This window comes from Vibrio sp. AH4 (assembly GCF_030710545.1).
GTDB classification, from domain to species: domain Bacteria; phylum Pseudomonadota; class Gammaproteobacteria; order Enterobacterales; family Vibrionaceae; genus Vibrio; species Vibrio metoecus.
Window position 1 is genome coordinate 2,130,161 of the sequence record NZ_JALAIV010000001.1, and the last position, 23,498, is coordinate 2,153,658.

General features: G+C 45.9%; 22 protein-coding genes. 13 read left to right on the plus strand and 9 right to left on the minus strand.

The window, feature by feature from the left end; all coding sequences use genetic code 11:
• Window positions 1–96: 96 nt before the first annotated feature.
• The 4 genes from yfaE to ubiG all read right to left on the minus strand — a co-directional run bounded on the left by yfaE (window position 97) and on the right by ubiG (window position 5,068).
• Window positions 97–375 carry a class I ribonucleotide reductase maintenance protein YfaE gene (gene yfaE, locus MKA69_RS10020; RefSeq protein ID WP_000718938.1) on the minus strand — a complete coding sequence of 93 codons (279 nt, stop codon included), beginning with the start codon at window positions 373–375 and terminating at the stop codon, window positions 97–99.
• Window positions 375–1,508 (minus strand): class Ia ribonucleoside-diphosphate reductase subunit beta, encoded by a 1,134-nt coding sequence (gene nrdB, locus MKA69_RS10025; protein WP_055028576.1) that lies wholly within the window; start codon window positions 1,506–1,508, stop codon window positions 375–377. The genes yfaE and nrdB overlap by 1 nt, the downstream gene beginning before the upstream one ends.
• A gap of 91 nt (window positions 1,509–1,599) precedes the next feature.
• Window positions 1,600–3,882 carry a class 1a ribonucleoside-diphosphate reductase subunit alpha gene (gene nrdA / locus MKA69_RS10030; RefSeq protein WP_055032740.1) on the minus strand — a complete coding sequence of 761 codons (2,283 nt, stop codon included), beginning with the start codon at window positions 3,880–3,882 and terminating at the stop codon, window positions 1,600–1,602.
• 448 nt (window positions 3,883–4,330) lie between these two features.
• Window positions 4,331–5,068 carry a bifunctional 2-polyprenyl-6-hydroxyphenol methylase/3-demethylubiquinol 3-O-methyltransferase UbiG gene (gene ubiG, locus MKA69_RS10035; protein ID WP_305847946.1) on the minus strand — a complete coding sequence of 246 codons (738 nt, stop codon included), beginning with the start codon at window positions 5,066–5,068 and terminating at the stop codon, window positions 4,331–4,333.
• Window positions 5,069–5,419: 351 nt separating this feature from the next.
• Here ubiG and gyrA point away from each other — a divergent pair, with 351 nt between their 5' ends.
• Together gyrA and MKA69_RS10045 are read left to right on the plus strand one after the other, a co-directional pair.
• Window positions 5,420–8,062 carry a DNA topoisomerase (ATP-hydrolyzing) subunit A gene (gene gyrA / locus MKA69_RS10040; RefSeq protein WP_001281172.1) on the plus strand — a complete coding sequence of 881 codons (2,643 nt, stop codon included), beginning with the start codon at window positions 5,420–5,422 and terminating at the stop codon, window positions 8,060–8,062.
• 175 nt (window positions 8,063–8,237) lie between these two features.
• The gene (locus tag MKA69_RS10045; protein WP_305847947.1) at window positions 8,238–8,861 is read left to right on the plus strand and encodes a cytochrome C heme lyase; all 624 of its coding nucleotides are present in this window, start codon (window positions 8,238–8,240) and stop codon (window positions 8,859–8,861) included.
• 174 nt (window positions 8,862–9,035) lie between these two features.
• Here the strand turns inward: MKA69_RS10045 and nrfA are convergent, their stop codons facing one another.
• On the minus strand, window positions 9,036–10,463 hold the full coding sequence (nrfA, locus tag MKA69_RS10050) for an ammonia-forming nitrite reductase cytochrome c552 subunit (RefSeq protein ID WP_371131855.1): 1,428 nt from the start codon (window positions 10,461–10,463) through the stop codon (window positions 9,036–9,038).
• Between the two features lie 440 nt (window positions 10,464–10,903).
• Here nrfA and nrfB point away from each other — a divergent pair, with 440 nt between their 5' ends.
• The 6 genes from nrfB to nrfF are packed head-to-tail and all read left to right on the plus strand — an operon-like array spanning window position 10,904 to window position 16,030.
• The gene (nrfB, locus tag MKA69_RS10055; RefSeq protein WP_055032739.1) at window positions 10,904–11,491 is read left to right on the plus strand and encodes a cytochrome c nitrite reductase pentaheme subunit; all 588 of its coding nucleotides are present in this window, start codon (window positions 10,904–10,906) and stop codon (window positions 11,489–11,491) included.
• Window position 11,492: 1 nt separating this feature from the next.
• Window positions 11,493–12,179, plus strand: a complete 687-nt coding sequence (gene nrfC, locus MKA69_RS10060) for a cytochrome c nitrite reductase Fe-S protein (protein ID WP_305847948.1) — start codon at window positions 11,493–11,495, stop codon at window positions 12,177–12,179.
• A gap of 1 nt (window position 12,180) precedes the next feature.
• A complete protein-coding gene (nrfD, locus tag MKA69_RS10065; protein WP_001094647.1) occupies window positions 12,181–13,137 on the plus strand; it encodes a cytochrome c nitrite reductase subunit NrfD in 957 nt (318 codons plus the stop codon).
• A gap of 18 nt (window positions 13,138–13,155) precedes the next feature.
• On the plus strand, window positions 13,156–15,105 hold the full coding sequence (locus tag MKA69_RS10070) for a heme lyase CcmF/NrfE family subunit (protein WP_305847949.1): 1,950 nt from the start codon (window positions 13,156–13,158) through the stop codon (window positions 15,103–15,105).
• Window positions 15,074–15,610, plus strand: a complete 537-nt coding sequence (locus tag MKA69_RS10075; RefSeq protein ID WP_000909997.1) for a DsbE family thiol:disulfide interchange protein — start codon at window positions 15,074–15,076, stop codon at window positions 15,608–15,610. The genes MKA69_RS10070 and MKA69_RS10075 overlap by 32 nt, the downstream gene beginning before the upstream one ends.
• Window positions 15,611–16,030, plus strand: coding sequence for a heme lyase NrfEFG subunit NrfF (nrfF, locus tag MKA69_RS10080; protein ID WP_055034451.1), 420 nt, complete (start codon window positions 15,611–15,613; stop codon window positions 16,028–16,030). It abuts the gene before it with no gap.
• Window positions 16,031–16,259: 229 nt separating this feature from the next.
• Here the strand turns inward: nrfF and MKA69_RS10085 are convergent, their stop codons facing one another.
• The 3 genes from MKA69_RS10085 to MKA69_RS10095 all read right to left on the minus strand — a co-directional run bounded on the left by MKA69_RS10085 (window position 16,260) and on the right by MKA69_RS10095 (window position 17,117).
• Window positions 16,260–16,460, minus strand: coding sequence for a hypothetical protein (locus tag MKA69_RS10085; protein ID WP_305847950.1), 201 nt, complete (start codon window positions 16,458–16,460; stop codon window positions 16,260–16,262).
• 10 nt (window positions 16,461–16,470) lie between these two features.
• Complete coding sequence (locus tag MKA69_RS10090) at window positions 16,471–16,620, minus strand: hypothetical protein (RefSeq protein WP_164492212.1); 150 nt, start codon at window positions 16,618–16,620, stop codon at window positions 16,471–16,473.
• A 284-nt stretch (window positions 16,621–16,904) separates the two neighbouring features.
• Window positions 16,905–17,117, minus strand: coding sequence for a cold-shock protein (locus MKA69_RS10095; protein WP_000066842.1), 213 nt, complete (start codon window positions 17,115–17,117; stop codon window positions 16,905–16,907).
• 358 nt (window positions 17,118–17,475) lie between these two features.
• Here MKA69_RS10095 and MKA69_RS10100 point away from each other — a divergent pair, with 358 nt between their 5' ends.
• A complete protein-coding gene (locus MKA69_RS10100) occupies window positions 17,476–18,459 on the plus strand; it encodes a rhodanese-related sulfurtransferase (protein ID WP_305847951.1) in 984 nt (327 codons plus the stop codon).
• 26 nt (window positions 18,460–18,485) lie between these two features.
• Here the strand turns inward: MKA69_RS10100 and MKA69_RS10105 are convergent, their stop codons facing one another.
• Window positions 18,486–19,385, minus strand: a complete 900-nt coding sequence (locus MKA69_RS10105; RefSeq protein ID WP_305847952.1) for an AraC family transcriptional regulator — start codon at window positions 19,383–19,385, stop codon at window positions 18,486–18,488.
• Between the two features lie 206 nt (window positions 19,386–19,591).
• On the opposite strand from MKA69_RS10105, the gene MKA69_RS10110 reads away from it, so the two are divergent.
• From MKA69_RS10110 to MKA69_RS10125, 4 genes are all read left to right on the plus strand, one after another.
• Complete coding sequence (locus tag MKA69_RS10110; protein WP_305847953.1) at window positions 19,592–20,809, plus strand: sugar efflux transporter; 1,218 nt, start codon at window positions 19,592–19,594, stop codon at window positions 20,807–20,809.
• A gap of 175 nt (window positions 20,810–20,984) precedes the next feature.
• The gene (locus MKA69_RS10115) at window positions 20,985–21,161 is read left to right on the plus strand and encodes a hypothetical protein (protein ID WP_055050645.1); all 177 of its coding nucleotides are present in this window, start codon (window positions 20,985–20,987) and stop codon (window positions 21,159–21,161) included.
• Window positions 21,162–21,330: 169 nt separating this feature from the next.
• Window positions 21,331–21,981, plus strand: coding sequence for a GTP cyclohydrolase II (gene ribA, locus MKA69_RS10120; RefSeq protein ID WP_154171953.1), 651 nt, complete (start codon window positions 21,331–21,333; stop codon window positions 21,979–21,981).
• A gap of 179 nt (window positions 21,982–22,160) precedes the next feature.
• A complete protein-coding gene (locus MKA69_RS10125) occupies window positions 22,161–23,423 on the plus strand; it encodes an imelysin family protein (protein ID WP_305847954.1) in 1,263 nt (420 codons plus the stop codon).
• Window positions 23,424–23,498: the final 75 nt, after the last annotated feature.

Here is a 23,498-nt window from a genome sequence, read left to right on the forward strand (position 1 = left end):
CTGGCTAGATCATTTTCGTTGAAGCTGTGGATGTCTGACGAATACCTTAGACTGATTTAAAGGCAGCGGGTTAGGATGTCAGCATTGGTCAACGCACTACGCGCGTTTAGCTTTGAGCTGATAAGCGACTTGCTCGATTTCCAATGGTGATTTTGCGCGGCATATGCACGGCAAAATTTCGTTACCTTGCGTGTACGCCATCGCAAAACCAACATACTCGACCTCACCAGAGATAAGCTGGCAACGACAGGCACCGCAATGCCCGTCGCGACAGTTGTATTCTGGCTCTAACCCTGCTTGCTCCATACTCTCAAGCAGAGTATGGCTAGGGTTAGACTCAATGGTCAGCAGCTTGTTGATTTTGATTGCAGCCATTACAGTTCAAAGCCCTCGAAGTCATCGGCACTTACCTCGTTATCAATTTGACCGACTAAGTAAGAGCTGATTTCCGCTTCTTGAGGCGCCACTTGTACGTTATCCGAAGATAACCAAGCATTGATCCAAGGAATTGGGTTAGTGGTTGCTGCTGGATAAGCAGGTTCCAGTCCCACCGCTTGCATACGAATGTTAGTAATGTACTCAACGTACTGGCACAGAATATCTCTATTCAAGCCGATCATCGAACCGTCTTTGAACAAGTAAGCTGCCCACTCTTTTTCCTGCTCTGCCGCTTCTTTGAACAGATCAAAACTTTCTTGTTTACACTCTTCTGCCACTTGCAGGAAGGTAAAATCGTCCATACCGTTGCGCAGAAGGTTTAGCATGTGCTGAGTACCTGTCAGATGCAGAGCTTCATCACGCGCAATCAGTTTGATGATTTTCGCGTTGCCTTCCATCAGCTCACGTTCTGCAAACGCAAATGAACAGGCAAAGCTCACGTAGAAGCGGATGGCTTCTAACGCATTCACTGACATTAAGCACAAATACAGTTTCTTCTTCAGATTTTTGAGGGAAACATTGATGGTTTCACCATTGATCTGATGTTGGCCTTCACCGTAACGGTGATAGTCATTCGTCAACTGAATCAAATCATCATAATAGTGGGCGATGTCTTTCGCGCGTTTGATGATGTGTTCATTTTCAACGATATCATCAAACACCACCGCAGGATCATTCACGATGTTACGGATGATGTGTGTGTATGAGCGTGAATGAATGGTCTCAGAGAAAGACCAAGTCTCAATCCACGTTTCCAGTTCTGGTAGTGAAACCAGCGGTAGCAGTGCGACGTTCGGGCTGCGGCCTTGAATTGAATCGAGCAGAGTTTGGTATTTCAGGTTAGAAATGAAAATGTGTTTTTCATGATCAGGCAGTTTGCCGTAATCAATACGATCGCTCGACACATCCACTTCTTCCGGACGCCAGAAGAAAGAGAGTTGCTTTTCAATCAGCTTCTCAAAGATTTCATATTTTTGTTGGTCGTAACGTGCGACGTTGACAGGCTGACCAAGAAACATAGGTTCTTTTAGTTGGTCATTCTTTTTTTGGGTAAAAGTACTGTAAGCCATTGTTGCCTTCATCCGTTTCGCCTCTTGCCGGAGCAAGAGGCATGCAAATCAAAGAGTTAAACTATTATCTCGTGGTTTAGCTTGAATAAGCTTAGATTTTACAAGCACCGCTTGCGCAATCATCTTCTTGCACTTTGACAGCATCAGTCTGCTCGTCTTTCGCGCCATCACGAGTGTTATGGTAGTACAGCGTTTTTACACCAAACTTATACGCTGTCAGCAGATCTTGCAGTAGTTTCTTCATCGGCACTTTGCCTGAATCGAAATTACTTGGATCGTAGTTAGTATTGGCTGAGATCGCTTGGTCAACGAACTTTTGCATGATACCCACTAAGTGCAGATAGCCATCGTTTGAACCGATGTTCCACAGCAGTTCATAGTTCTCTTTAAAGCGAGTGAATTCAGGAACCACTTGCTTCAGGATGCCGTCTTTTGACGCTTTGACTGAAACATAACCACGTGGTGGTTCAATACCGTTGGTCGCGTTAGATATTTGCGATGAAGTCTCTGATGGCATCAATGCAGTCAGAGTCGAGTTACGCAGACCGTGTTCCATGATCTCGTGGCGTAGCTTGTCCCAGTCGTAATGCAGAGGCTCAGCACACACCAGATCGATATCTTTCTTGTAAGTATCGATTGGCATCAAGCCTTTCGCGTAGTTCGTCTCGTGGAACAGTGGGCAACGGCCTTGTTCTTTCGCCAGCTTCATGGAAGCGCGTAGCAGGTGATACTGCATCGCTTCAAATGTACGGTGGGTCAGGCCATTGGCGCTACCATCTGAGTATTTCACGCCGTGTTTCGCGAGGTAGTAAGCGTAGTTGATCACGCCCACACCCAAAGTACGGCGGTTCATTGAAGAACGACGAGCCGCTGGTAGTGGGTAGTCTTGGTAATCAAGCAGCGCATCCAGAGCACGCACCACGAGATCCGACAATTCTTCAAAATCATCCAGTGACTCAATTGCGCCTAAGTTAAACGCAGAGAGGGTACATAGGGCGATTTCACCGCTTTCATCTTCTACGTTGGCCAGTGGAGACGTCGGCAGCGCGATTTCCAGACATAGGTTTGATTGACGTACAGGTGCAACCGCCGCATCAAATGGGCTGTGCGTGTTACAGTGGTCAACGTTTTGGATGTAGATACGGCCAGTTGAAGCACGTTCTTGCATCAGTAGAGTAAAGATTTCTAGCGCTTTAACGGTTTTCTTCTTAATCGAAGGATCGTTTTCGTACTTCACGTACAGACGTTCGAATTCATCTTGGTCTTGGAAAAACGCATCGTACAGTCCAGGAACATCAGAAGGAGAGAACAGGGTAATGTTGCCACCTTCAACCAAACGCTTGTACATCAGTTTGTTGAGCTGCACACCGTAGTCCATGTGACGAACACGGTTCTCTTCTACACCACGGTTGTTTTTCAGAACCAGCAGAGATTCTGCTTCACCGTGCCAGAGAGGGTAGAAAACCGTTGCTGCGCCACCACGAACACCACCTTGCGAGCAGCATTTCACCGCCGTCTGGAAGTATTTGTAGAACGGGATACAACCGGTGTGAAACGCTTCACCGCCACGGATTTCAGAACCCAGCGCACGAATACGACCTGCGTTGATACCAATACCGGCACGTTGAGAAACGTAGCGAACAATCGAGCTCGCCGTTGCATTGATAGAATCTAGGCTGTCACCGCATTCGATCAGCACACAAGAGCTGAACTGACGAGTTGGGGTACGCACACCCGACATAATTGGCGTTGGCAGCGAGATCTTAAAGGTCGACGTCGCATCATAGAAACGTTTGACGTAATCAAGGCGCGTCTCTTTTGGATACTTAGCAAATAGGCAAGCGGCCACTAAAATGTATAGGAACTGTGCACTTTCGTAGATTTGACCGGTAACGCGGTTCTGTACGAAATATTTACCTTCAAGCTGTTTCACCGCAGCATAAGAGAAATCCAGATCGCGACGGTGGTCAATGAACTGATCCATCAGCTCCAGTTCTTCACGAGTATAGTCTTCCAGCAAATGTTTATCGTATTTGCCTTTCTCGACCATGTTGGTCACGTGCTTGAACAGCGTTGGTGGTTCATATTCACCATAAGCCTTTTTGCGCAGGTGGAAAACCGCAAGACGCGCAGCAAGGTATTGATAATCTGGTGTTTCTTCGGAAATCAGATCCGCAGCCGACTTAATGATGGTTTCATGGATGTCTGAGGTCGTAATGCCATCATAGAACTGAATATGAGCGCGCAGTTCTACTTGTGAGACAGAAACGTTTTGCAGACCTTCGGCAGCCCAAGTGATCACTCGGTGGATCTTATCAAGATCAATAATTTCTTTGCGGCCATCACGCTTGGTGACAGTAAGTTGTTGGTTCATTCTGCTTCATTTCCCTAACAAAACTGATAAAAGCCGTATTTTTGTCTAATTCTTGTAAATTGAATCGCGGCTTTTGTGATCAAGCTCGCCCTACATATAGCGTCATAAACACTATATGTAGGGGTGCTTCAGTGTTCGGGTTACAAGATAGTGCTATGAGAGGTCTATTGCAAGTTACAGTTAGGGGACAGATTGTGGATAACTAGCAAAATTAAAAAAATCAGTTAGTGCCTACTTACTGATGATCTAAGAGCAGAATTGATTGTAAAAAATCGCCGTTTGCACATCGCTTTATTCGTAACCACAAACGAAAAAAATTTTCTTGATCTTTAAGGAAAAATTCACCCTAAAAATGGATCGTTTAAAATGGAATCAAACGCACGAAAAATAGACTAAAAAAGTGCGGTAACCTGTGCTACCGCGGCGATTTTTTAGCGTTGCCTATGCGTTAAACTAGGCGGGTATGGACGATGTAATTCACATCGACATTTGAACCTAAACGGTAGGTATCGGTCAGCGGATTATAAAGTAAGCCAGTGATGCCTTGTTCTTGCAACGCTGTTTGGTCAATCATTTTCAACAGTTCTGATGGACGAATGAATTTATTGTGGTCATGCGTGCCTTCCGGAACGATCTTCAGCAGCTTTTCTGCACCCACAATCGCAAACAGATAGGATTTGACGTTGCGGTTAAGGGTAGAGAAGAACACATGGCCGCCGGGTTTAACCAGTTTGGCGCAAGACTGAATCACTGAAAGTGGATCTGGAACGTGCTCCAGCATTTCCATGCAAGTCACCACATCATAGGTCTGTGGGTTAGCCGCCGCATGATCTTCAACAGTGCTTTGGATGTAGGTTAGCTTCGTGCCCGTTTCGAGAGCATGCAAACGCGCCACTTCCAAAGGCTCTTTGCCCATATCAAGGCCGGTCACTTGTGCGCCTTCACGCGCCATGCTTTCCGCTAAAATGCCGCCGCCACAGCCTACATCCAACACTTTTTTGCCAAATAGACCGTTGGCTTTCTCTAGCACATAGTTAAGACGGAGAGGGTTGATCTGGTGTAAGGGCTTAAATTCGCCTTCCAGATCCCACCAACGAGAAGCCATATCCTCGAATTTTTTGATTTCGTTGGGATCGACGTTTTGTGCTGAAGCCTGCTGAGTAGAAGCCAAGTGTGTTGAAGCCATCTTGTATCGCCTGTATTACGCATCCGTGAAGAATGGGCATTATAGCGCGCTGAGTAAATCGCACCAGTTGAGATGCCAGATTTGGCGATGAGCGTTTAAAAAACAACCATCTAACTTTGCCAACTGCAAGGAATGTGTAAATTCTCGGCATTTAAGACGCAACCAAGGTCACAACCTGATAAAAGGTCAGGGAAAGTAATGCCGAAGCGTAGAAACATGTGTTATATTTTTTCACCTTATAAGTATCAAGAATATCCAGTTCTCGACTGACTTGGCGCTCAATCTTGTAGTGAGCCCCGTTTCAGTAAGAATTTGGGTATACCGATCAAACTATAGAGGGATAATGGCTCTATGAGCGATCTAGCTAAAGAGATCACGCCCGTAAACATCGAAGACGAGCTACGCAGTTCGTATTTGGACTACGCGATGTCGGTTATCGTGGGTCGTGCTCTTCCTGATGTGCGTGATGGCCTTAAACCAGTACACCGACGCGTACTGTTCGCGATGAATGTGCTGGGCAACGACTGGAACAAAGCCTATAAAAAATCTGCCCGTGTGGTAGGTGACGTAATTGGTAAATATCACCCTCATGGTGATAGTGCGGTTTACGACACCATCGTGCGTATGGCGCAGCCTTTCTCACTTCGTTACATGTTGGTCGATGGCCAAGGTAACTTTGGCTCGATCGACGGCGACTCCGCGGCGGCAATGCGTTATACCGAAGTTCGTATGTCGAAAATCGCGCACGAACTCTTGGCAGACCTAGATAAAGAAACCGTTGACTACGTTCCGAACTATGACGGCACCGAGCAGATCCCTGCGGTATTGCCGACAAAGATCCCGAACCTGCTGATCAACGGTTCATCCGGTATTGCGGTGGGTATGGCAACTAACATTCCTCCGCACAACTTAGGTGAAGTGATCGATGGCTGTTTAGCCTACATCGATAATGAAGCAATCACCATTGATGAGTTGATGGACTATATTCCGGGTCCAGATTTCCCAACCGCAGCGCTGATCAGTGGCCGTAAAGGCATCATTGACGCGTACAAAACCGGCCGTGGCAAGGTTTACATGCGCTCGAAAGCGGAAATCGAAGCCGATAAGAACGGCAAAGAAACCATCATCGTCAGCGAAATCCCTTATCAAGTGAACAAAGCGCGCTTGATTGAAAAAATCGCTGAATTGGTGAAAGAGAAGAAAGTCGAAGGGATCAGCGCACTGCGTGACGAGTCTGATAAAGACGGTATGCGCATTGTGATTGAGTGTAAGCGTGATGCGGTTGGCGAAGTGGTTCTGAATAACCTGTATGCCAACACTCAGCTGCAAACCACCTTCGGTATCAACATGGTGGCACTCGATAACGGTCAGCCTAAGCTGTTTAACCTGAAAGAGATGCTGAAGTGTTTCGTCGACCACCGCCGCGAAGTGGTGACTCGTCGTACTATTTTTGAACTGCGCAAAGCGCGTGAGCGTGCCCACATCCTTGAAGGTTTGGCTCTGGCTCTGGCGAACATTGATGAAATCATTGAACTGATCCGTCATGCCGCCACGCCTGCAGAAGCAAAAGAAGGCTTAATTGCCCGTGGTTGGGATCTTGGCAACGTAGCGGCAATGCTTGAGCGTGCGGGGACAGATGCGGCGCGTCCTGAGTGGCTTGAGCCACAATACGGCATCCGCGATGGCAAGTACTTCCTGACTGAACAACAAGCGCAAGCGATTTTGGATCTGCGTCTGCATAAGCTGACTGGTCTAGAGCACGAGAAGATCCTCGATGAGTACAAACAGCTTCTCGAAGAAATTGCGGCATTGATGCACATTCTGGCGAGCACAGAGCGCTTGATGGAAGTGATCCGTGAAGAGCTCGAAGCGATTCGCGCAGGCTTTAGCGATGCGCGCCGCACAGAAATCACGGCAGCAACTCACGACATCGACATGGAAGAACTGATCGCCCGTGAAGATGTGGTTGTGACTTTGTCACACGAAGGTTATGTGAAGTATCAATTACTGAGCGACTACGAAGCACAGCGTCGTGGTGGTAAAGGTAAGAGCGCAACCAAAATGAAAGAAGAGGACTACATTGAGCGTCTTCTGGTTGCCAATACCCACGATAACATTCTGCTGTTCTCAACTCGCGGCAAAACTTACCGTATGAAGGTGTACCAACTGCCGTTGGCAAGCCGTACTGCACGTGGTAAGCCAATCGTGAACCTGCTTCCTCTGGAAGAAAACGAGCGTATTACAGCGATTCTACCAGTGACTGAGTTCAGTGAAGATAAATTCATCTTCATGGCAACCGGTGACGGTACTGTGAAGAAAACTTCACTGGATCAGTTTGCTAATGTTCGCGCCAATGGTTTGATTGCGGTGAACCTACGTGATGACGACGCGTTGATTGGTGTTGAAATCACTGATGGTGAAAGCGACATTATGCTGTTCTCTAAATCGGGCAAGGTTGTTCGTTTTAACGAAAAACCAATCGAAGATGAAGAGGGCAACACCAAAGGTGGTGTGCGTCCAATGGGTCGTACTGCTGCCGGTGTCCGTGGTATCAAGTTGGTGGAAGGCGATCAAGTGGTTTCTCTGATCGTGCCGAAGAACGATGGCGATATCCTGACTGTGACCGAAAATGGTTACGGTAAGCGTACTACGCTTGACGAGTACCCAGCGAAGAGCCGTGCGACGCAAGGTGTTGTGTCGATCAAAGTCTCTGAGCGTAATGGCAGCGTCGTGGGTGCAGTACAAGTGACCGAAGGTGATGAATTCATGATGATCACCAATGCGGGTACACTGGTACGTACTCGCGTGGCGGAAGTCAGCCAAGTGGGTCGTAATACTCAAGGCGTTACCCTGATCCGTACTTCGGAAGGGGAAAGTGTAGTTGGTCTGCAGCGTATTGATGAAATCGAAGAGTCTGAATTGCCAGAAGGCGAGGAAGCACTGATCGAGAATGATGCGCCTGCTGCACAAAATGATGATGGTGAAGAAGAGTAATCTGCTCTGTCATACCCCTGCCTAATCAAGCATAGGTAGGGGAAATCATAAAGTGCCTAATCAAAGCCGGACCATTGTCCGGCTTTTTTGATCCCGCTTACAGCCTATAAGCCCCACTCAGTTTTCTCACAAACACTTCGTTATACTGACTGAACAAAATGGTTAAGGAGTCGATATGGATTGGATGACGCTGATACTGGGTGCCGCTGTGGTAGTGGCAATGGCGGTTTATCTGGTGATTCGAACACCACGCCGAGTCGCAGTTGGGTTTGTTGGTGTTGTGACTATAGTCAGCGTAGGGCTTTTTTTATGGATGCAGCAGCCAGAGCCTAAAGCCCAAGTTAAGGCCGAAACAAAATCACTGGCTCAGACGATGAGTGATGTGCAGGAAGCGTTACGCAAAGATCCCAATCAAGCCGATTTATGGTTCTCTCTGGGGCAAGGCTATTTACTAGAGAGTGATTTTCTGGCGGCCACACAATGTTTTGACTACGCGATTCGATTGACCGAGTTTCCGACCGCCAACCAATATGCTGCCAAAGCGACAGCGCTTTACTACCAACATAAGCAAAACATGAGTGATGAAGTGACTCAGCTTTTGAATACGGCTTTAGACATCGAACCTTTTAATGAAACGGCACTAACGCTGATTGCTCAAGATCACATGATAAGCTTTCGGTATCAGCAGGCGGTCGAAACTTGGCTGCATTTATTGGATTCTCCCGATCTCGCACTCGATAGAGCCAAAATCATTCAACAATTGGAGCTGGCAAAATCACGAGTGGTCAAAGCTAGCTAAACGGTTACCTACACAAATCACCTTCGACTTGAAGCCATTAAATTGTTTGAACTTATCTTGTTTAAATAGAAGAAAAGCCAACGTAATGTTGGCTTTTCGTTGAGGGCCCTCCATGGCACGAGAGTGCAGAATCGAGGTTTAAACGCTGACTTCTAGCACCTACTGACCTTTCGTCTAATAGTTCGCTTCGCGTTGCTCGGCTTTCTTATCCCATTCAGGTACCACAGTGTCGAGGAAGTGCTGTTTTTCGGCTTTCATCTTCTCCATATCCATGCCTAAGGCTGCTTGGGCTTTCTCTTTACTTGAGATATCAGGCTGCTTAATTGGGTCAGTGATGCCTTTAGTCGCTAATAGACGCGCCAGTTTAGTACGCGCATCCGCCGCGCGATCCACCGCGGTTCCTAATACTTCCAAAGCGACTTCAGGCGCATGCATGTGCACACCATGTGAAGCAATAGAGTAGTCCCAACGCCATTGCGCATGACGGATATCTTGCAAGATAGATTGCATCTCTTGCTCCGTTGCACCAGCTTTCCATGCCGCTGCGGCTTCAAAGTGTGCTGCAACGATCTGTTTTTCAGCCGTCAGCTTCATTTTTAGCACTTGCGCTTTACGAGTTGCGACAATGTTTTTCAACTCATCTTTGCTCTGGGTATGGCAGTTTGCACAGGTATTTTCAAAGCGATCAAATGGGTTACCGATTTTATGGTCGGTATACACTGTGCCATCTTCGTTTTTCACCTTAGGCATGTGGCAATCTGCACACACCACATTATTTTTGCCATGAATACCAGCACGCCACGTCTCATATTCTGGGTGCTGCGCCTTAATCATAGGAGCCTTGGAGAGTTGGTGCGTCCAGTCACTAAAACTCAGTGCGTCGTAATAACGCTCCATGGAGTCCACATCGGTCCCCATATCCCAAGGGAATTTTACGGCCTTGGTAGGGCCTGAGAAATAGTATTCCACGTGGCATTGACCACACACGCCCGCTTGTTGATCGAGACGTGACATCTGATCAAACGGTTTACCAATCGCTTGATAAGCACGCTCGACATAAGGGCGGGTGACTTTCAGTGCCGGTTCACCGTTTTTGAACGCTTCACTGCGCGTGTCATGGCAGTCCGCACAACCAATGGGGTTAGAAATTTCTTCACCCAAACGCGCCCATTTGCCTTCAAAATAGCCGTCCTCACCACGTTCTTCGATCACTCTTGCCACATCGGGTGATTTACAGCTCCAACAAGCCATGGGCATTGGGCCTGAATTAGCATCGGTTGGACCGCCAGTCCGTAAGGTTTGGCGAACATCGTCTAGGGCGTAAAAATGCCCACGAGGCTTGTTATAATCTTTGGCAAAACCGTAGCCTGCCCATAACACAATCATGTTGGGATCTTCGGCCAGAGCATCTTCGATAGGTTTACTCTCTGACGTCTCTTTCCATGTTTTGTATTGATCAGGGTGTTGGACCTGATAAGTCTCGTTACGTGGGTCTGCAAGTTGGTTTTCTGTTGTTGCAGACACACTAAAGCTCGCCACTCCCAAGGAAGTCGCGCTCACGAGTAACAATGCTGCTGATTGTTTTATCCAGTGCTTTTTCACAATGGCTTCTCCATATTCCGTGTTGGTTTCTGCGTTGTGGAGCTGAATATCCAAATTAAGGAAGAAGAATGCACAAGCCATTATTGTTTATATTTTTAAAAACAAAATCAGGCATATTAATAATCATTGTTTTGGATCAATTTACCACTGTGACCAAGCTTCAATAAAAATCAATATACCCCTTAAGTGGTATTGGTTGTCCAAATAAATAGAAAGCAGTTAATTATTGAAATTAAATAATTTTTAATGAGTTAGGTGATGTGCCTCACCAATTCTTGCTTGTGAAATACCCATAAAGGAGAAGGGGAGATATGCTATTGATATAGCGTTGTGGCTTATCCAAAATAAGAACAGATTGCATTTGGTGAATAATCGAAACCAAGAGTAATTATTTTTCTGATTTTGGTAGCAATCCTTATCAGAAATAAGGACAGGATAATATGGGCAAAGTTCAATTTGCCATAGCCATAATGCTGAAGTCTCTTCTTGCATTTTGTCTCTATGGATATTCTATTTATGCCGTCGCGGAATCTTCTGATAAAAAATCGGAGGCATCTCCACAACGCCATGAAGTCACTTTCATCCGTGATGCTGATTACAAATGTGTTCAGTGCCATAAGGATGCCAAAAATACACTACTGGAATCACACAGTGAGCAAGCGCTGCAACAAGCAGGGCGTGAGCTGAACTGTACCAATTGCCACAGCAATATTGGCCCAGAACACCGTAATGGCGCTGAGGACGTGACCAAATATTTCAGTGCGCAATCGCAACCCGGCACAGAAAAGGTTTATCTGGATCCAGAGCAGATCCTGCAAGCCAACAGCGTTTGTATGGACTGCCATCAACCGGAAAAACTCCGTGAGAAAAGTTGGACGCACGATGTACACGCGAAAAACCTCACCTGTTCTAACTGCCATACGGTTCATGCCATGGATGCCAAAGTGCTGAGCTTTGATCACAAGCAAAAGATAAAGCTATGTGTCGATTGCCATTCCGATTTCAAAGCGAAGGAAGAGGAGAAATAACATGAGCTGTTCAAGACGTCATTTTCTCGCGGGTTCCGGAGCTTTAATCATGACCACGGGCATTGCGGGTACGGCAGTGATCAATAGTCGCTATGTGCTTGCCGCTGTGCAGGAAGAGGACAATAAACGTTACGCCATGGTGCATGATGAAACCGCTTGTATTGGTTGTACCGCATGTACCGAAGCGTGTCGCGAAGTGAACAAAGTGCCTGAGGGAGTCTCCCGTTTGGAGATTATTCGCAGTGCTCCGCAAGGTGAGTTTCCGAATGTGGATTACCGTTTTACTCGCAAATCTTGCCAACATTGTGAGAATCCGCCTTGCGTGTATGTTTGCCCAACGGGTGCTGCATACAAAGATGAAGCGACAGGCATTGTTGATGTACATAAGGAGCGCTGTGTGGGTTGCGGTTACTGTATTGCTGCTTGCCCTTATCAAGTGCGTTTTTTCCATCCGGTCACTCATTCGGCGGATAAGTGTAACTTCTGCCGAGATACCAATTTGGCACAGGGCAAACTGCCTGCGTGTGTGGAATCTTGCCCCACTAAGGCGCTGACATTTGGCGATTTAAACGATCCGACCAGTGCAGTCAATCAACTGCTGACGATCCGCACGGTGTACCGAGATAAAGTGCAGCTAGGTACCAGCCCTAAACTGTATAAGATCCCGCATCAGAAAGGGGAGGTGTAATATGAACACTTTACAAACCGCTTTTCATTTTGATTCTTTAGTGTGGGATTGGATTATTGCCATCTATTTATTTTTGGCAGGGATGTCCGCCGGTGCCGTCATGATTTCGCTCTATTTGAAACGCAACGTAATACAAGGCGATGCAGCAGAAAATGGGATTATTAAAGCGACCGCTTGGCTGGCACCGTTCGGCATTATTGCCGGTTTGACGATTTTGATTTTCCACCTCACCAAGCCACTCGAGTTTTGGAAGATTATGATTTATTACAACCCCACCTCAGTGATGTCGATGGGGGTGATTTTATTCCAAGTGTATATGGCGGTGTTGTTCGTTTGGATCGGAATTATTTTCAGACCTGTGATCATGCGACTCTTGAAGGGCAAATTCACCGTTGTGGATGGTTTGCTGCTGAAAGCCAAGCAATTTGAAAATGGGATTGAAATTTTCCTCGCCATTTTAGCCATTACTCTTGCGGCTTATACGGGCTTCCTGCTTTCGGCATTAAAAACTTATCCGATGCTGAATAATCCGGTGTTGCCAATCCTGTTCTTATTCTCCAGTCTTTCATCTGGTTTCGCGGCTTGTTTGATGGTTGGGGTGTGGATCTTTAAAGAGCCGATGAATAGTCCAAGCATTGCTTGGCTGCACCGATTTGAGCGCCCAACGGTACTGTTTGAGTTGTTTGTGTTGGTAACTTTCTTTACTGGGCTGATTTTCAGTGGTGGTCAAGCACAGGCGTCAGCGTGGAATGCCATTTCAGGCGGCTTCTGGGCTAACTGGTTTTGGTTCGGTGTGATTGCACTTGGTATGGTGCTGCCTTTGGTGCTGAATGCGCTATCTCCGAAATCCATCAAACATTCGCTCGGCTTTGTACTGTTTGTCACCTCGCTCAGTTTACTTGGGGTGTTAATGCTGCGTACGTTTGTGTTGTACGCCGGACAGATGACCGTCATTTAAACGGGATAGGAAAAGCTAATGAGTGACTTAGGGCTGTTTTTACTCATTCTGGTCGCCGTGTTAAGCACGGCGATGAGCCTTTGGGGGCTAAGTCGCTTTCGCAATTTTTCCTCATTTCAATCTAGTTCTGGGCCACAACAAATACTACTCGCCAAAACCTGCCGACTGGTGTTCCTTTGCGCTTTCTCGGCCTTGGTGCTGTTAGCGTATGCGTTCATCAGTGACAATTTTGCGCTGCATTATGTTTCATCCCACTCCAACTCTGCTCTGCCCGTGTTTTACAAAGTGGCAGCCGTATGGGGAGGACATGAAGGATCTATGCTGTTTTGGGTGATGACGCTAGCAGGATGGTCTGCCGTGATCTCCTATCAGCGTTGTTACCCGCAATCTTATCAATTCAAAGTGCTGACCTTGATGAATGCGCTGGTTGCCATGTTCGCGTGGTTTACCTTATTCACCTCCAACCCCTTTGAATTAAACACGGTTTTGCCCAGCGAGGGGAGAGATTTAAACCCGATGCTGCAAGATGTCGCGCTGATTTTTCATCCTCCTTTGCTGTATCTCGGCTATGTAGGTTACTCCACCGTGTTGGCGTTTGCTCTGGCCGCGTTATGGGAAAAAGAGATCCCAAGTCAGTGGGTGGAATGGTGCCAGCCGTGGGCAATGGGCGCGTGGCTGTTTTTAACTTTAGGCATAGGGCTTGGTTCATGGTGGGCGTATTACGAACTAGGCTGGGGCGGTTGGTGGTTCTGGGATCCGGTTGAAAACGCCTCTTTACTGCCTTGGCTGACCGGAACGGCGCTGTGTCACACCTTATTGGCTAACCGATACCACGGTGTATTGCAGCGTTGGTGTTATGTGTTGGCACTGATGACGTTCAGTTTAAGCATTATAGGCACGTTTATTGTGCGCTCTGGTGTACTGACTTCCGTACATGCGTTTGCGGTTGATCCCGATAAAGGTATTGCGTTGCTTGCCATTCTTGCTTTGGTGCTGCTTGTGGGCTTGGGCAGTTTTGTGCTGCGTTTAGACGAGATTCGCTCAGCGCCTCTTATTCACTGGTGGAGTGCGCCATTTTTAATGTTGATTGCGACAGGGTTATTGGCCATCGCCGCATTTACCGTGGGAATGGGTACCTTTTACCCCATGCTGTACACCTTGTTTGGGTTTGGCAGTATTTCAGTGGGCGCGCCGTATTTCAATGCCATGATTTTGCCTTTTGTCTTCTTGGGCATGTTGGCATTAGGCGCTGTTCCATTAATCAAACACAAAAACCGACGACCAATCGCGCTAGGGCTAGCGTTACTTTCCACACTACTGGGAACCACGTTATATCGGCTACAGGTGGATAACCCAGTGTTGTGGGTTCAACTGTTCTGGATTTTGGGATGTTGGGTTGCCAGCACACACTTGCTCTGTTTATTGGAGAAAAGAACGCGCGCGATCCCTATGCTGATGGCGCATTTGGGTTTGGCATTTCTGGCCGTGGGAGCGGCGATGAATGCTGAACACTCGCTGGAAATCGCGAAAAAAATGGCACCGGGAGACACACTGACATTTATGCAGTGGCAGGTGACCTATCAGGACATAAACTGGGCAATAGGGCCAAATTACACGCTTGAGAAAGCGCGATTTACATGGCAAAAAGAGGGGGCGAGTTCTTTTATCATGGAGCCCGAACGTCGCCATTATCCAGTACGAGTGATGAACATGAGTGAACCCGCTTTGCATGGACTGTGGAATGGGGATTTGTACGTTACGCTTGGTAGCAAGTTTAGCGAGCAGAGTCATTCCGCAAAAAGCTATGCCGTAAAGAGTTACGCTGTGAAGTTACAGTTCAAAGCTTATATAGGCTGGATATGGTTAGCAGCACTGATGTTTGTAATGGGCAGCGTTCTGGCGTTAGTGAGTCGCTGGAAAGAGAGGAGAGTGCAGAGTGTTGAAAGCCAACGTTATACGCTTGCTTAGTGTGGTCTTAGTGATTGGTGGTGTGCTCGCTGCAATTGGCTTGGGGCTGGAAAATAAAAATACCAACAAGGCAGAAGTGAGTGTGGTCAAACAGTTACCGGCGTTTGATGCCCCAGATTTACTCGACCCAAACTCACGCGTAACGCAGCAAGATTTTCTCGTTTCGGACTACAAACTTCTCAATGTGTGGGCTTCATGGTGTGGCATTTGTTTGAGTGAGCATGACTTTTTAAACACATTAGCCCAGCAAGGTGTTCCAATTTACGGCTTAAATTATCGGGATGAATCCCGTGCGGCAACGCGCTATTTACAGCAACACGGCAACCCATTTGTCAAAGTGGCTCAAGATCCACAAGGTTCAGTGGCGTTAGATCTTGGTGTGATTGGCACACCGGAGACGTATTTGATCAACTCGGCAGGAGAGATTGTTTTTAAATATTCAGGGCAATTGACCCAAGAAAAATGGCAACGTTATTTTCAAACATACTTTAAGCAGGAGAGTTAATTGTTATTCCGGCTGGCTTTCTTTCTCTTTTTCATCGTATCGCCATTGCAAAGTTGGGCGAGTGATCCGCTTTCAAGCTCAGAAGGCGTTAATGCCGTTGAGTTTTTTGAGTTTGATTCCGCTCAGCAGCAACGAATGGCGACCGAGTTGGCGAAATCATTACGTTGTCCGCAGTGCCAAAACCAGAACTTGATTGAATCAAATTCGCCGATAGCCAAAGACTTACGCTTTAAAGTGTTTGTGATGGTGAAAGAAGGGAAAAGCGAGCAAGAGATTGTCGATTATATGGTTGAACGCTTCGGTGATTTTGTGTTGTACCAACCGCCATTTAAAGCTCAAACCTGGCTGCTATGGTTGGCTCCGGTAATCATTCTGAGCCTATTTTTGATTTACGCCGCCCGGTCGGTACGGCGTAAATAGCTACCAGTCAGACAAAATACGGTACAGTCTGGATATAAGATGTACTTCTGGCCGTATTTTTAAATAGATAAATATGGATCAAATCAGAGGCTAAAATAAAAATTGCACGGATGTTTTTCATATTGATCTACTTGCAATGTCTTTAAATCAAATTTTATTAAAACACGACTAATTATTAGTAATATTTTTGGTTAAATTGATACAAGCAGCGGTGATTGAGTACTGGCTGTTAATTTCTATTGATATACCGCTCGGCATTAGAAAATAGTTTTTCACATAATTTCCTCTGGTTCATATACTCTGATGTGCCTTGCTCCATTGAGTCTAGAACTTCTTTCGCTGCTTGATATTCTGAGACCATAACAGAGAATTGCTCTTCAAAGTTGTTTCTTTGTGTTTTTTTATTTGATTTTCTTACGGGTTTTCGCATTTTTGATTCCTTATAGATCCCAAAGTTTCTTTTGTTCTCGTTCTAATAAAATATCTTCAATTTTTTTTCTTATCTTGTGAATGTTATCTTGACTTTCATCTGCATTAAGAACTTTTACTTTGGAATTCTTTGATTTAGAACCAGTGATTGGCTTTTTCAAATTTTGATCTCCTTCCCTAACGTAGAAATAAGCAGCTCATCGAACATCACATTTTGCGAATGTTTAATTGCAAAATAAATTTCATCCTAGAAAATTAAAATGATCATTAGGTGATATGAAATGAAAGTGGATAAGATTAAAAAACGACTTATCTGATTTACAGTAGGAAGACAAACTTTAACATTGTCACTGTAAGATTGATGAACAAAGAACGGTGTTTTCTTTATTTGATGAAGATTGAATGACTAGATCTCATCATCTAAACAAGATCTAGTCATAAATATTTATAGCACAGTAACGTTAGCAGCTTGTGGGCCTTTATTACCTTGCTCTACGTTGAAAGCAACTTTTTGGCCTTCAGCTAATGTTTTAAAACCGTCGCTAACAATTGATTTGAAATGAACGAATAGGTCAGCACCGCCGTTGTCAGGAGTGATAAATCCAAAACCTTTAGTTTCGTTAAACCATTTTACTAGACCAGTTGTTTTATTAGACATATATATCTCGATAGATTAATTAGATTGAAAGAGAAACTACTAAATATGGAATGAAGAAAAAGTTATCGCAGGATATATATGACAAACTGAATCAAAAAACTGAGAAGATCTTAAACTAAATTTTATATCAATAGCTCACTGTTAGAACTGGCGCTACTATACACGATGTACACACAATAGATACGCATTTCTTTGTTTTAAATTTTTATCATTTTAAATCAGTGTGTTATATCTTGGTTTTTGAGGGCGCTAAGGTTGGAACTAAGCTATACCCCCAAAAACACTCCGTATTTGTCATCGGTTTGCTTCGGTATAATGCCCGCCCAATTTCCAAGTGTCGTATTTAAAAGGTCATACCATGAGTCAATATGTTGTCTGTGCGCTCTACAAGTTTGTTGAGCTCAATCATTACCAAGAGCTAAGAGCGCCACTACTGGCACTGATGGAAGAGAACCACATTCGCGGCACATTGTTGTTGGCGCAAGAAGGCATTAATGGCACTGTCGCTTCTTCTCGCCACGGAATTGATGTACTGCTGGCGTGGCTAGACAATGAGCCAAGTTTAAAAGGCACTGTGTATAAAGAGTCTTTGGCGAGTGAGCCGCCGTTTAACCGCACTAAGGTCAAACTCAAGAAAGAGATTGTGACTATGGGTGTAGAGGGCATCGATCCGCGTCATGTGGTGGGTACTTACGTGAAACCGCAAGATTGGAACGAGCTGATCTCTGATCCCGAAGTGTTGGTGGTGGATACGCGTAATGACTACGAAGTGCAGCTCGGTACCTTTAAAAACGCGCTCAACCCAAAAACCGAGACGTTCCGTGAGTTTCCGCACTATGTGCAGGAAAACCTCGATCCGCAAAAGCATAAGAAAGTCGCCATGTTCTGTACCGGCGGGATCCGCTGTGAAAAATCCACCGCTTATTTGAAAGCGCAAAGTTTTGATGAGGTGTATCATCTTGAAGGTGGCATTTTGAAATATCTTGAAGAAGTGCCTCAAGAGCAAAGCCTGTGGGAAGGCGATTGCTATGTATTCGATGGACGCGTTGCGGTAGGGCATGGCCTTGCAGAAAGTGACTATCAAATCTGTAATGCTTGCCGTCTACCGATTACAGAGGAAGACAAGCAAAGCGAGCAATACGAACAAGGCGTCAGCTGTCCGCGTTGCTTTGGGTCACACACGGAAGAGCAGTTAGAGCGTTTCCGTGAGCGTGAAAAGCAAGTCCAATTGGCGAAACTGCGCGGTGAAAGTCATATCGGCGAAGAGAGTGCGCACGTCATTGAAGCTCGTCGCGCTGAAAAACTGGCACGCAAAGCGGCGCAGCGTGGTCAGAAAGGTTAACGAGTTGTGAATGGGTGGCTGTTTTGCTACCCACTCACTGCTTGAAATCGCTGGCGGAATTCCCTCGGAGTCATAGCTTTGAGGGTTTTAAATTGGCGGTTAAAGTTCGATAAATTTCCAAATCCAGTTCGTTCGGCAATTAACGCAATCGGCAGCGCAGAACTTGCCAAAAGCTCACACGCTTTGCCAATCCGAAACTGCTTTAAATGCTCCGAAAAACTCATCCCATAATGCTTTTCAAATAAGCGATACGCCGAGCTCTCACTCAAATGTAAGTGATGGCATAAGTCGGTGATTTTGATCGCTTGCGCGTAGTGCTGCTCCACATACTGTTTCGCCAACTGGATTTTCTTGTGAATGTCGCTGTTACTGGTGAGTGGTGTCATCAAATACGGTGCAACGGATAGGCGCTGCGCTTGCGGATCGTCCGCCATCAACAGCAGAGATTCAATCACGCGCAAGCTCTGGTAACTGTGAGCTTGCTGCTCAAGATTTTCCAGTAAATGGGCGACTTGAATCGCGGTCTGCTCGCTCAGGTGTAGACCATAAGCGGCATTTTGTTGTAAGCGTTTTAAAGCTTGAGCCTGCGGTAACACGCTTTGCAGTTTATCTAGCCACTCTTGCTTAAACCAGATAATCGTAGAGTGCAGGGTTTTGGATGGATTCAAGTGCTGTCGGCCTGCAATCATATGCGGCAAACCGGGGCCATAGAGCAAGAGGGTGTTGTGCTCAACCCCACCAATCGCATCGCCCGCAAAATAGTTACCGACAAAACGATGATCGGGGTTCTGATAGAGCACCAGTTCATACTCAGTGTGATAGTGCCAAGGACAGGAAAACTCTTCTTTATGAGTGTTACTGTGGAACTCGCGAAGTACCCAATCCTGACTGATGCCACTCATCACATTTTCAATTAAAGGACGCATAAATACCTACACTGGTTTTTTACCTGTCAGTTTGATAGGCCTAGACTAGGGGAGTGGCTCAATTTCTGTCAAATGGTGGATTAATTTTGCAAGAATAGTATTAGAACTGGCTCGAATAACATCAATACAGAATAAGCAGATTCAGTACACTAGCCGCCTTATCTAACCATGATATTTCATCTTCAGTTCTGCTACGGAGTTACTGCATGTATCGAGACAAAACCGCCTTACTGTTTATTATGTCGACACTGGTAACAGGTCTGTGCGGGGCTTTTTTCTATCCACTTTCTAGCTTGTTTATTGTTGAGGCGCTCGGAGCCTCACCGATGCAACTGAGCCTGTATATGGTCATGGCAGTGGTCAGTTCAGTCATCGTATCGCAGTGGCTCGCGCGTCAGTCAGATCGTGATTGGCAGCGTAAAACTATCTTATTGGTCGCATTGCTCTGCTATTTGATCACCGTGGTCAGCTTTATGTTTATTCGCAGCTACAGCCTCGCCATTATGGTGGTAGTGCTGTTTGCCAGTGTAAGCGGCGCGTCATTTGGTCAGCTTTTCGCACTTGGCCGCGAATACGCCGATCGGCATCTAACCGACAAAACCACGTTTCTCTCCACCATGCGTGCCGGCATTGCGATTGCTTGGGTATTTGGCCCACCCGCGGCGTTTATGCTCAAAGCCAGTTTTGGCTTTAGTGCTGCCTTTGCAGTTTCTGCGGCGATTGTTTCCTTAGCGATTGTGTTGATTGCCCGCTATTTGCCTACGGGGAAAAAAACAGCCGTGGTTCAACCGGATGGTACCCAAGCGGATTTAAGAAAATACTCGGCACGTAAGCGTGCGTTGATTGTACTGTACTGCGTAACCTTGGTTTGTACATTTGGCGCAAATAACCTCTACATCACCAGTATGCCGCTCTATTTATCTCGCGAATTGATGGTGCCTGAACACTGGTTAGGCTTGTTGTTTGGTACTGCGGCGTTGTGTGAAATTCCCGTAATGTTAATGGCAGGAAAATTGGCTCAGCGCTGGGGAACGAATAAATTGCTGATGCTTGGGATCACCAATGGCATGCTGTTTTACGGTGTCATGCTCACCCACACTGGGTTCATCGCCATGATGGCAGCACAAGTTCTGAATGGCTTTTTTATTGGCGTGTGTGCAACGTTAGGAATGGTGGTGCTGCAAGACATGATGCAAGACCGACTGGGTACTGCATCAACCCTGTTTTCGAGCATGCTCAGCATTAGTTCGTTAGTGGCGAGTTTGTCGGTAGGCGTAGTGGGCGAATTTTATAACTACTTCAGCACCTTATATGTTTCTTTAACGGGGGCCTTCAGTGCACTGATTTTGTTGGCGTTGTTTAGTCAATTGCAGCGTAAGTCGATACTGGTTGAATCGGCAACTAATGAGGTATCAGTTGGATAAGTGACGCGATATTGGCTACTGATCGTGTATTCATTATCTACACTGCTGAATGCGTAATTATTCTTTAATACGTAAAAAATATGTGACCATACTTCCATATCTTATGGCGTGATAAGAAATATTTATGAAAGAAGGTATTATTTTTAAGAAATATCAGTGATTGTGGAGAAGGTAGGTGGACAATTCGGTTGTTGCCCAATTAAAGAAAGAGTTTTACGCGCAGTTGAGCGCGTTGCAAACTCATTCTGCACCACAATCTAAGCCGACGTTATCGGTATTAACCGATGAAGAGTTGCGCCAATTAGAGCAAATGTGGATTGAGCTGTGCGTCTGGAAGAAGTCGCAAAGCTGAATTTTCTCTCCTCATTTTGCTGACTGAATGAACCCAACCCGCAACGGTTGGGTTTTTTGTTGCTCAAAAAAGCATTTGTTATAATATAACAATTTAAGCCTCCGAGTGATCTTTTCTTTGAAAAAAGGGGTATCAGCCCTCATAGTTAGGTCACTAGTAGAGATAAGTTATGCAAATGTTGAGAGACGTGCATCCTGTTACAAAGATTCAAGTGAGTGCAAATATGGCGGAAGTAAGAGCCAGAGTTGATTTCAAAGTTGGCGCCAAAAGTAATATTGACGCGGAAATCCTGTCATTTCATGGACTGCAAACCGATAAAGAACATGTTGCAGTTATTTTCAAATCAGCGGACACCACCCAAGAAGCTCCGCTAGTGCGTATGCATTCGGAGTGTTTAACGGGCGACGTTTTCCATTCTTCTCGTTGTGATTGTGGTGAACAGCTGGAAGAAACCATTACCAGAATGGGTGAGTCAGGCGGCATCATTCTGTATTTGCGTCAAGAAGGGCGTGGCATTGGTTTATACAACAAGATTGATGCATATCGTCTACAAAGCCAAGGTATGAATACCTATGAAGCCAACAATCACCTCGGTTTTGGTGATGATCTGCGCGATTTCACTGAAGCTGCACAAATGTTACAAGCGTTGGGTATCAATAAAATCCGTCTTGTGACCAACAACCCTAAAAAAATCCGAGAGTTAAAAGAACACGGCATTGAAATTGTTGAGGTTGTGCATACCTCTGCTCACATCAAAGCGGGTAATGAAAGTTACTTGAAAGCCAAAGTTTCCCACGGCAAACATCAATTAAAGCTGTAAGTTTCCGTTTTATAAAGACTTTGAGCCATCTGGTGAAAAATTCAGAATGTTATTAAACCCCACGCTTGTGGGGTTTTTTGTATGTGTGCTTGAAAAAAAATTGTAAATTTGTATTATCTGCAACGAAATAACAAATGATAATAATTTGCAATTCATATCAAGCTCAACAAGGATGCTCCATGAACGTTAAGTCTATTCTTTCTTCTGCCATTCTGGCTTCACTTGCACTCAGTGCTTCAAGTAGTTTTGCAGCCGCCACGACTCAAACTCAAGTGGTTGAACATTATGCTGATATCGCGCATGCCGTGTATGCCGATTCGCGTGTGACGGCTCAGCAACTGCAAAAATCCATTGATCGTTTTTTGCAAAAGCCAACGGCTAAAGGTTTAGAAGATGTTAAACAAGCATGGTTAGCCGCTCGTGTTCCTTACCAACAATCGGAAGTTTTTCGTTTTGGTAACACGATCGTCGATGACTGGGAAGGTCAATTGAACGCTTGGCCATTGGATGAAGGTTTGATCGATTATGTGGCGGGTAGCTATCAGCATGAACTCGGCAATGAAGGCGCCAATGCCAACATTATTGCCAACACATCATTGACGATTGGTGCTAATAAGGTCGATGTAAAAGAAATTACTCCTGAACTGCTGGCGAGCCTAAATGAAATCGGTGGTTCTGAGGCGAATGTGGCGTCAGGCTATCATGCGATTGAATTCTTGCTGTGGGGGCAAGATTTGAATGGCACTAAGGCGGGAGCCGGTACGCGTTCTTATACCGATTATCTGCAAGGTAAAGAGTGTACCAACGGCAATTGTGATCGCCGAGCACAATACCTCAAAGCCGCCGCACAACTGTTGGTGACTGACCTTGAATGGATGGAAAAGCAGTGGGCAAACGGTGAGAAAGGTAACTACCGTCAGCAACTGTTGAACGAATCCAGTGAGAATGGCTTACGCAAGATGTTGTTTGGTATGGGGTCTCTTTCTCTGGGCGAATTAGCGGGTGAGCGTATGAAAGTCGCGCTGGAAGCGAATTCAACCGAAGATGAGCACGACTGCTTCTCAGACAACACCCATAACTCGCACTACTACAACGAGCAGGGCATCTACAATATTTTCACTGGCACCTACACTCGTGCGGATGGTTCTGAGCTGAAAGGCCCAAGTCTGTATGAGTTAGTCGCAGAAAAAGATGCCAGTGCGGCAAAAGAGATCCTGCAACAGTTTGAAACCGCCAGAACTCAAGTAGGTGAGTTAGTCACGTCAGCAGAGAAGAATAATCAACATTTCGATCAGCTCATCGCAGCCGATAACACTGCCGGTCACGCAATCATCAATCAAGCGATTATGGCACTCGTGGTTCAAACAGGCTCTATTGAGCGTGCTGCAGGCATTATTGGCATTGATAACCTAAACCCAGATACGGCGGATCACGAGTTTTAATCTGTCACTCTCGTTATCCTTTCCCTCTGTAACACAGAGTAGGAAAGGGGTTGATCGATTTTGCAATAAAACCCA

Bases quoted from the DNA above. Each gene is read 5' to 3' on its own strand.
- gyrA (WP_001281172.1), top strand. From the start codon at position 5,420: ATGAGCGATCTAGCTAAAGAGATCACGCCCGTAAACATCGAAGACGAG.
- nrfD (WP_001094647.1), top strand. From the start codon at position 12,181: ATGAACACTTTACAAACCGCTTTTCATTTTGATTCTTTAGTGTGGGAT.
- MKA69_RS10100 (WP_305847951.1), top strand. From the start codon at position 17,476: ATGAGTCAATATGTTGTCTGTGCGCTCTACAAGTTTGTTGAGCTCAAT.
- MKA69_RS10045 (WP_305847947.1), top strand. From the start codon at position 8,238: ATGGATTGGATGACGCTGATACTGGGTGCCGCTGTGGTAGTGGCAATG.
- ubiG (WP_305847946.1), bottom strand. From the start codon at position 5,068: ATGGCTTCAACACACTTGGCTTCTACTCAGCAGGCTTCAGCACAAAAC.
- nrfC (WP_305847948.1), top strand. From the start codon at position 11,493: ATGAGCTGTTCAAGACGTCATTTTCTCGCGGGTTCCGGAGCTTTAATC.
- yfaE (WP_000718938.1), bottom strand. From the start codon at position 375: ATGGCTGCAATCAAAATCAACAAGCTGCTGACCATTGAGTCTAACCCT.
- MKA69_RS10110 (WP_305847953.1), top strand. From the start codon at position 19,592: ATGTATCGAGACAAAACCGCCTTACTGTTTATTATGTCGACACTGGTA.
- MKA69_RS10085 (WP_305847950.1), bottom strand. From the start codon at position 16,460: ATGCGAAAACCCGTAAGAAAATCAAATAAAAAAACACAAAGAAACAAC.
- MKA69_RS10105 (WP_305847952.1), bottom strand. From the start codon at position 19,385: ATGCGTCCTTTAATTGAAAATGTGATGAGTGGCATCAGTCAGGATTGG.
- nrdA (WP_055032740.1), bottom strand. From the start codon at position 3,882: ATGAACCAACAACTTACTGTCACCAAGCGTGATGGCCGCAAAGAAATT.
- MKA69_RS10125 (WP_305847954.1), top strand. From the start codon at position 22,161: ATGAACGTTAAGTCTATTCTTTCTTCTGCCATTCTGGCTTCACTTGCA.
- ribA (WP_154171953.1), top strand. From the start codon at position 21,331: ATGCAAATGTTGAGAGACGTGCATCCTGTTACAAAGATTCAAGTGAGT.
- MKA69_RS10095 (WP_000066842.1), bottom strand. From the start codon at position 17,117: ATGTCTAATAAAACAACTGGTCTAGTAAAATGGTTTAACGAAACTAAA.
- MKA69_RS10070 (WP_305847949.1), top strand. From the start codon at position 13,156: ATGAGTGACTTAGGGCTGTTTTTACTCATTCTGGTCGCCGTGTTAAGC.
- nrdB (WP_055028576.1), bottom strand. From the start codon at position 1,508: ATGGCTTACAGTACTTTTACCCAAAAAAAGAATGACCAACTAAAAGAA.
- nrfB (WP_055032739.1), top strand. From the start codon at position 10,904: ATGGGCAAAGTTCAATTTGCCATAGCCATAATGCTGAAGTCTCTTCTT.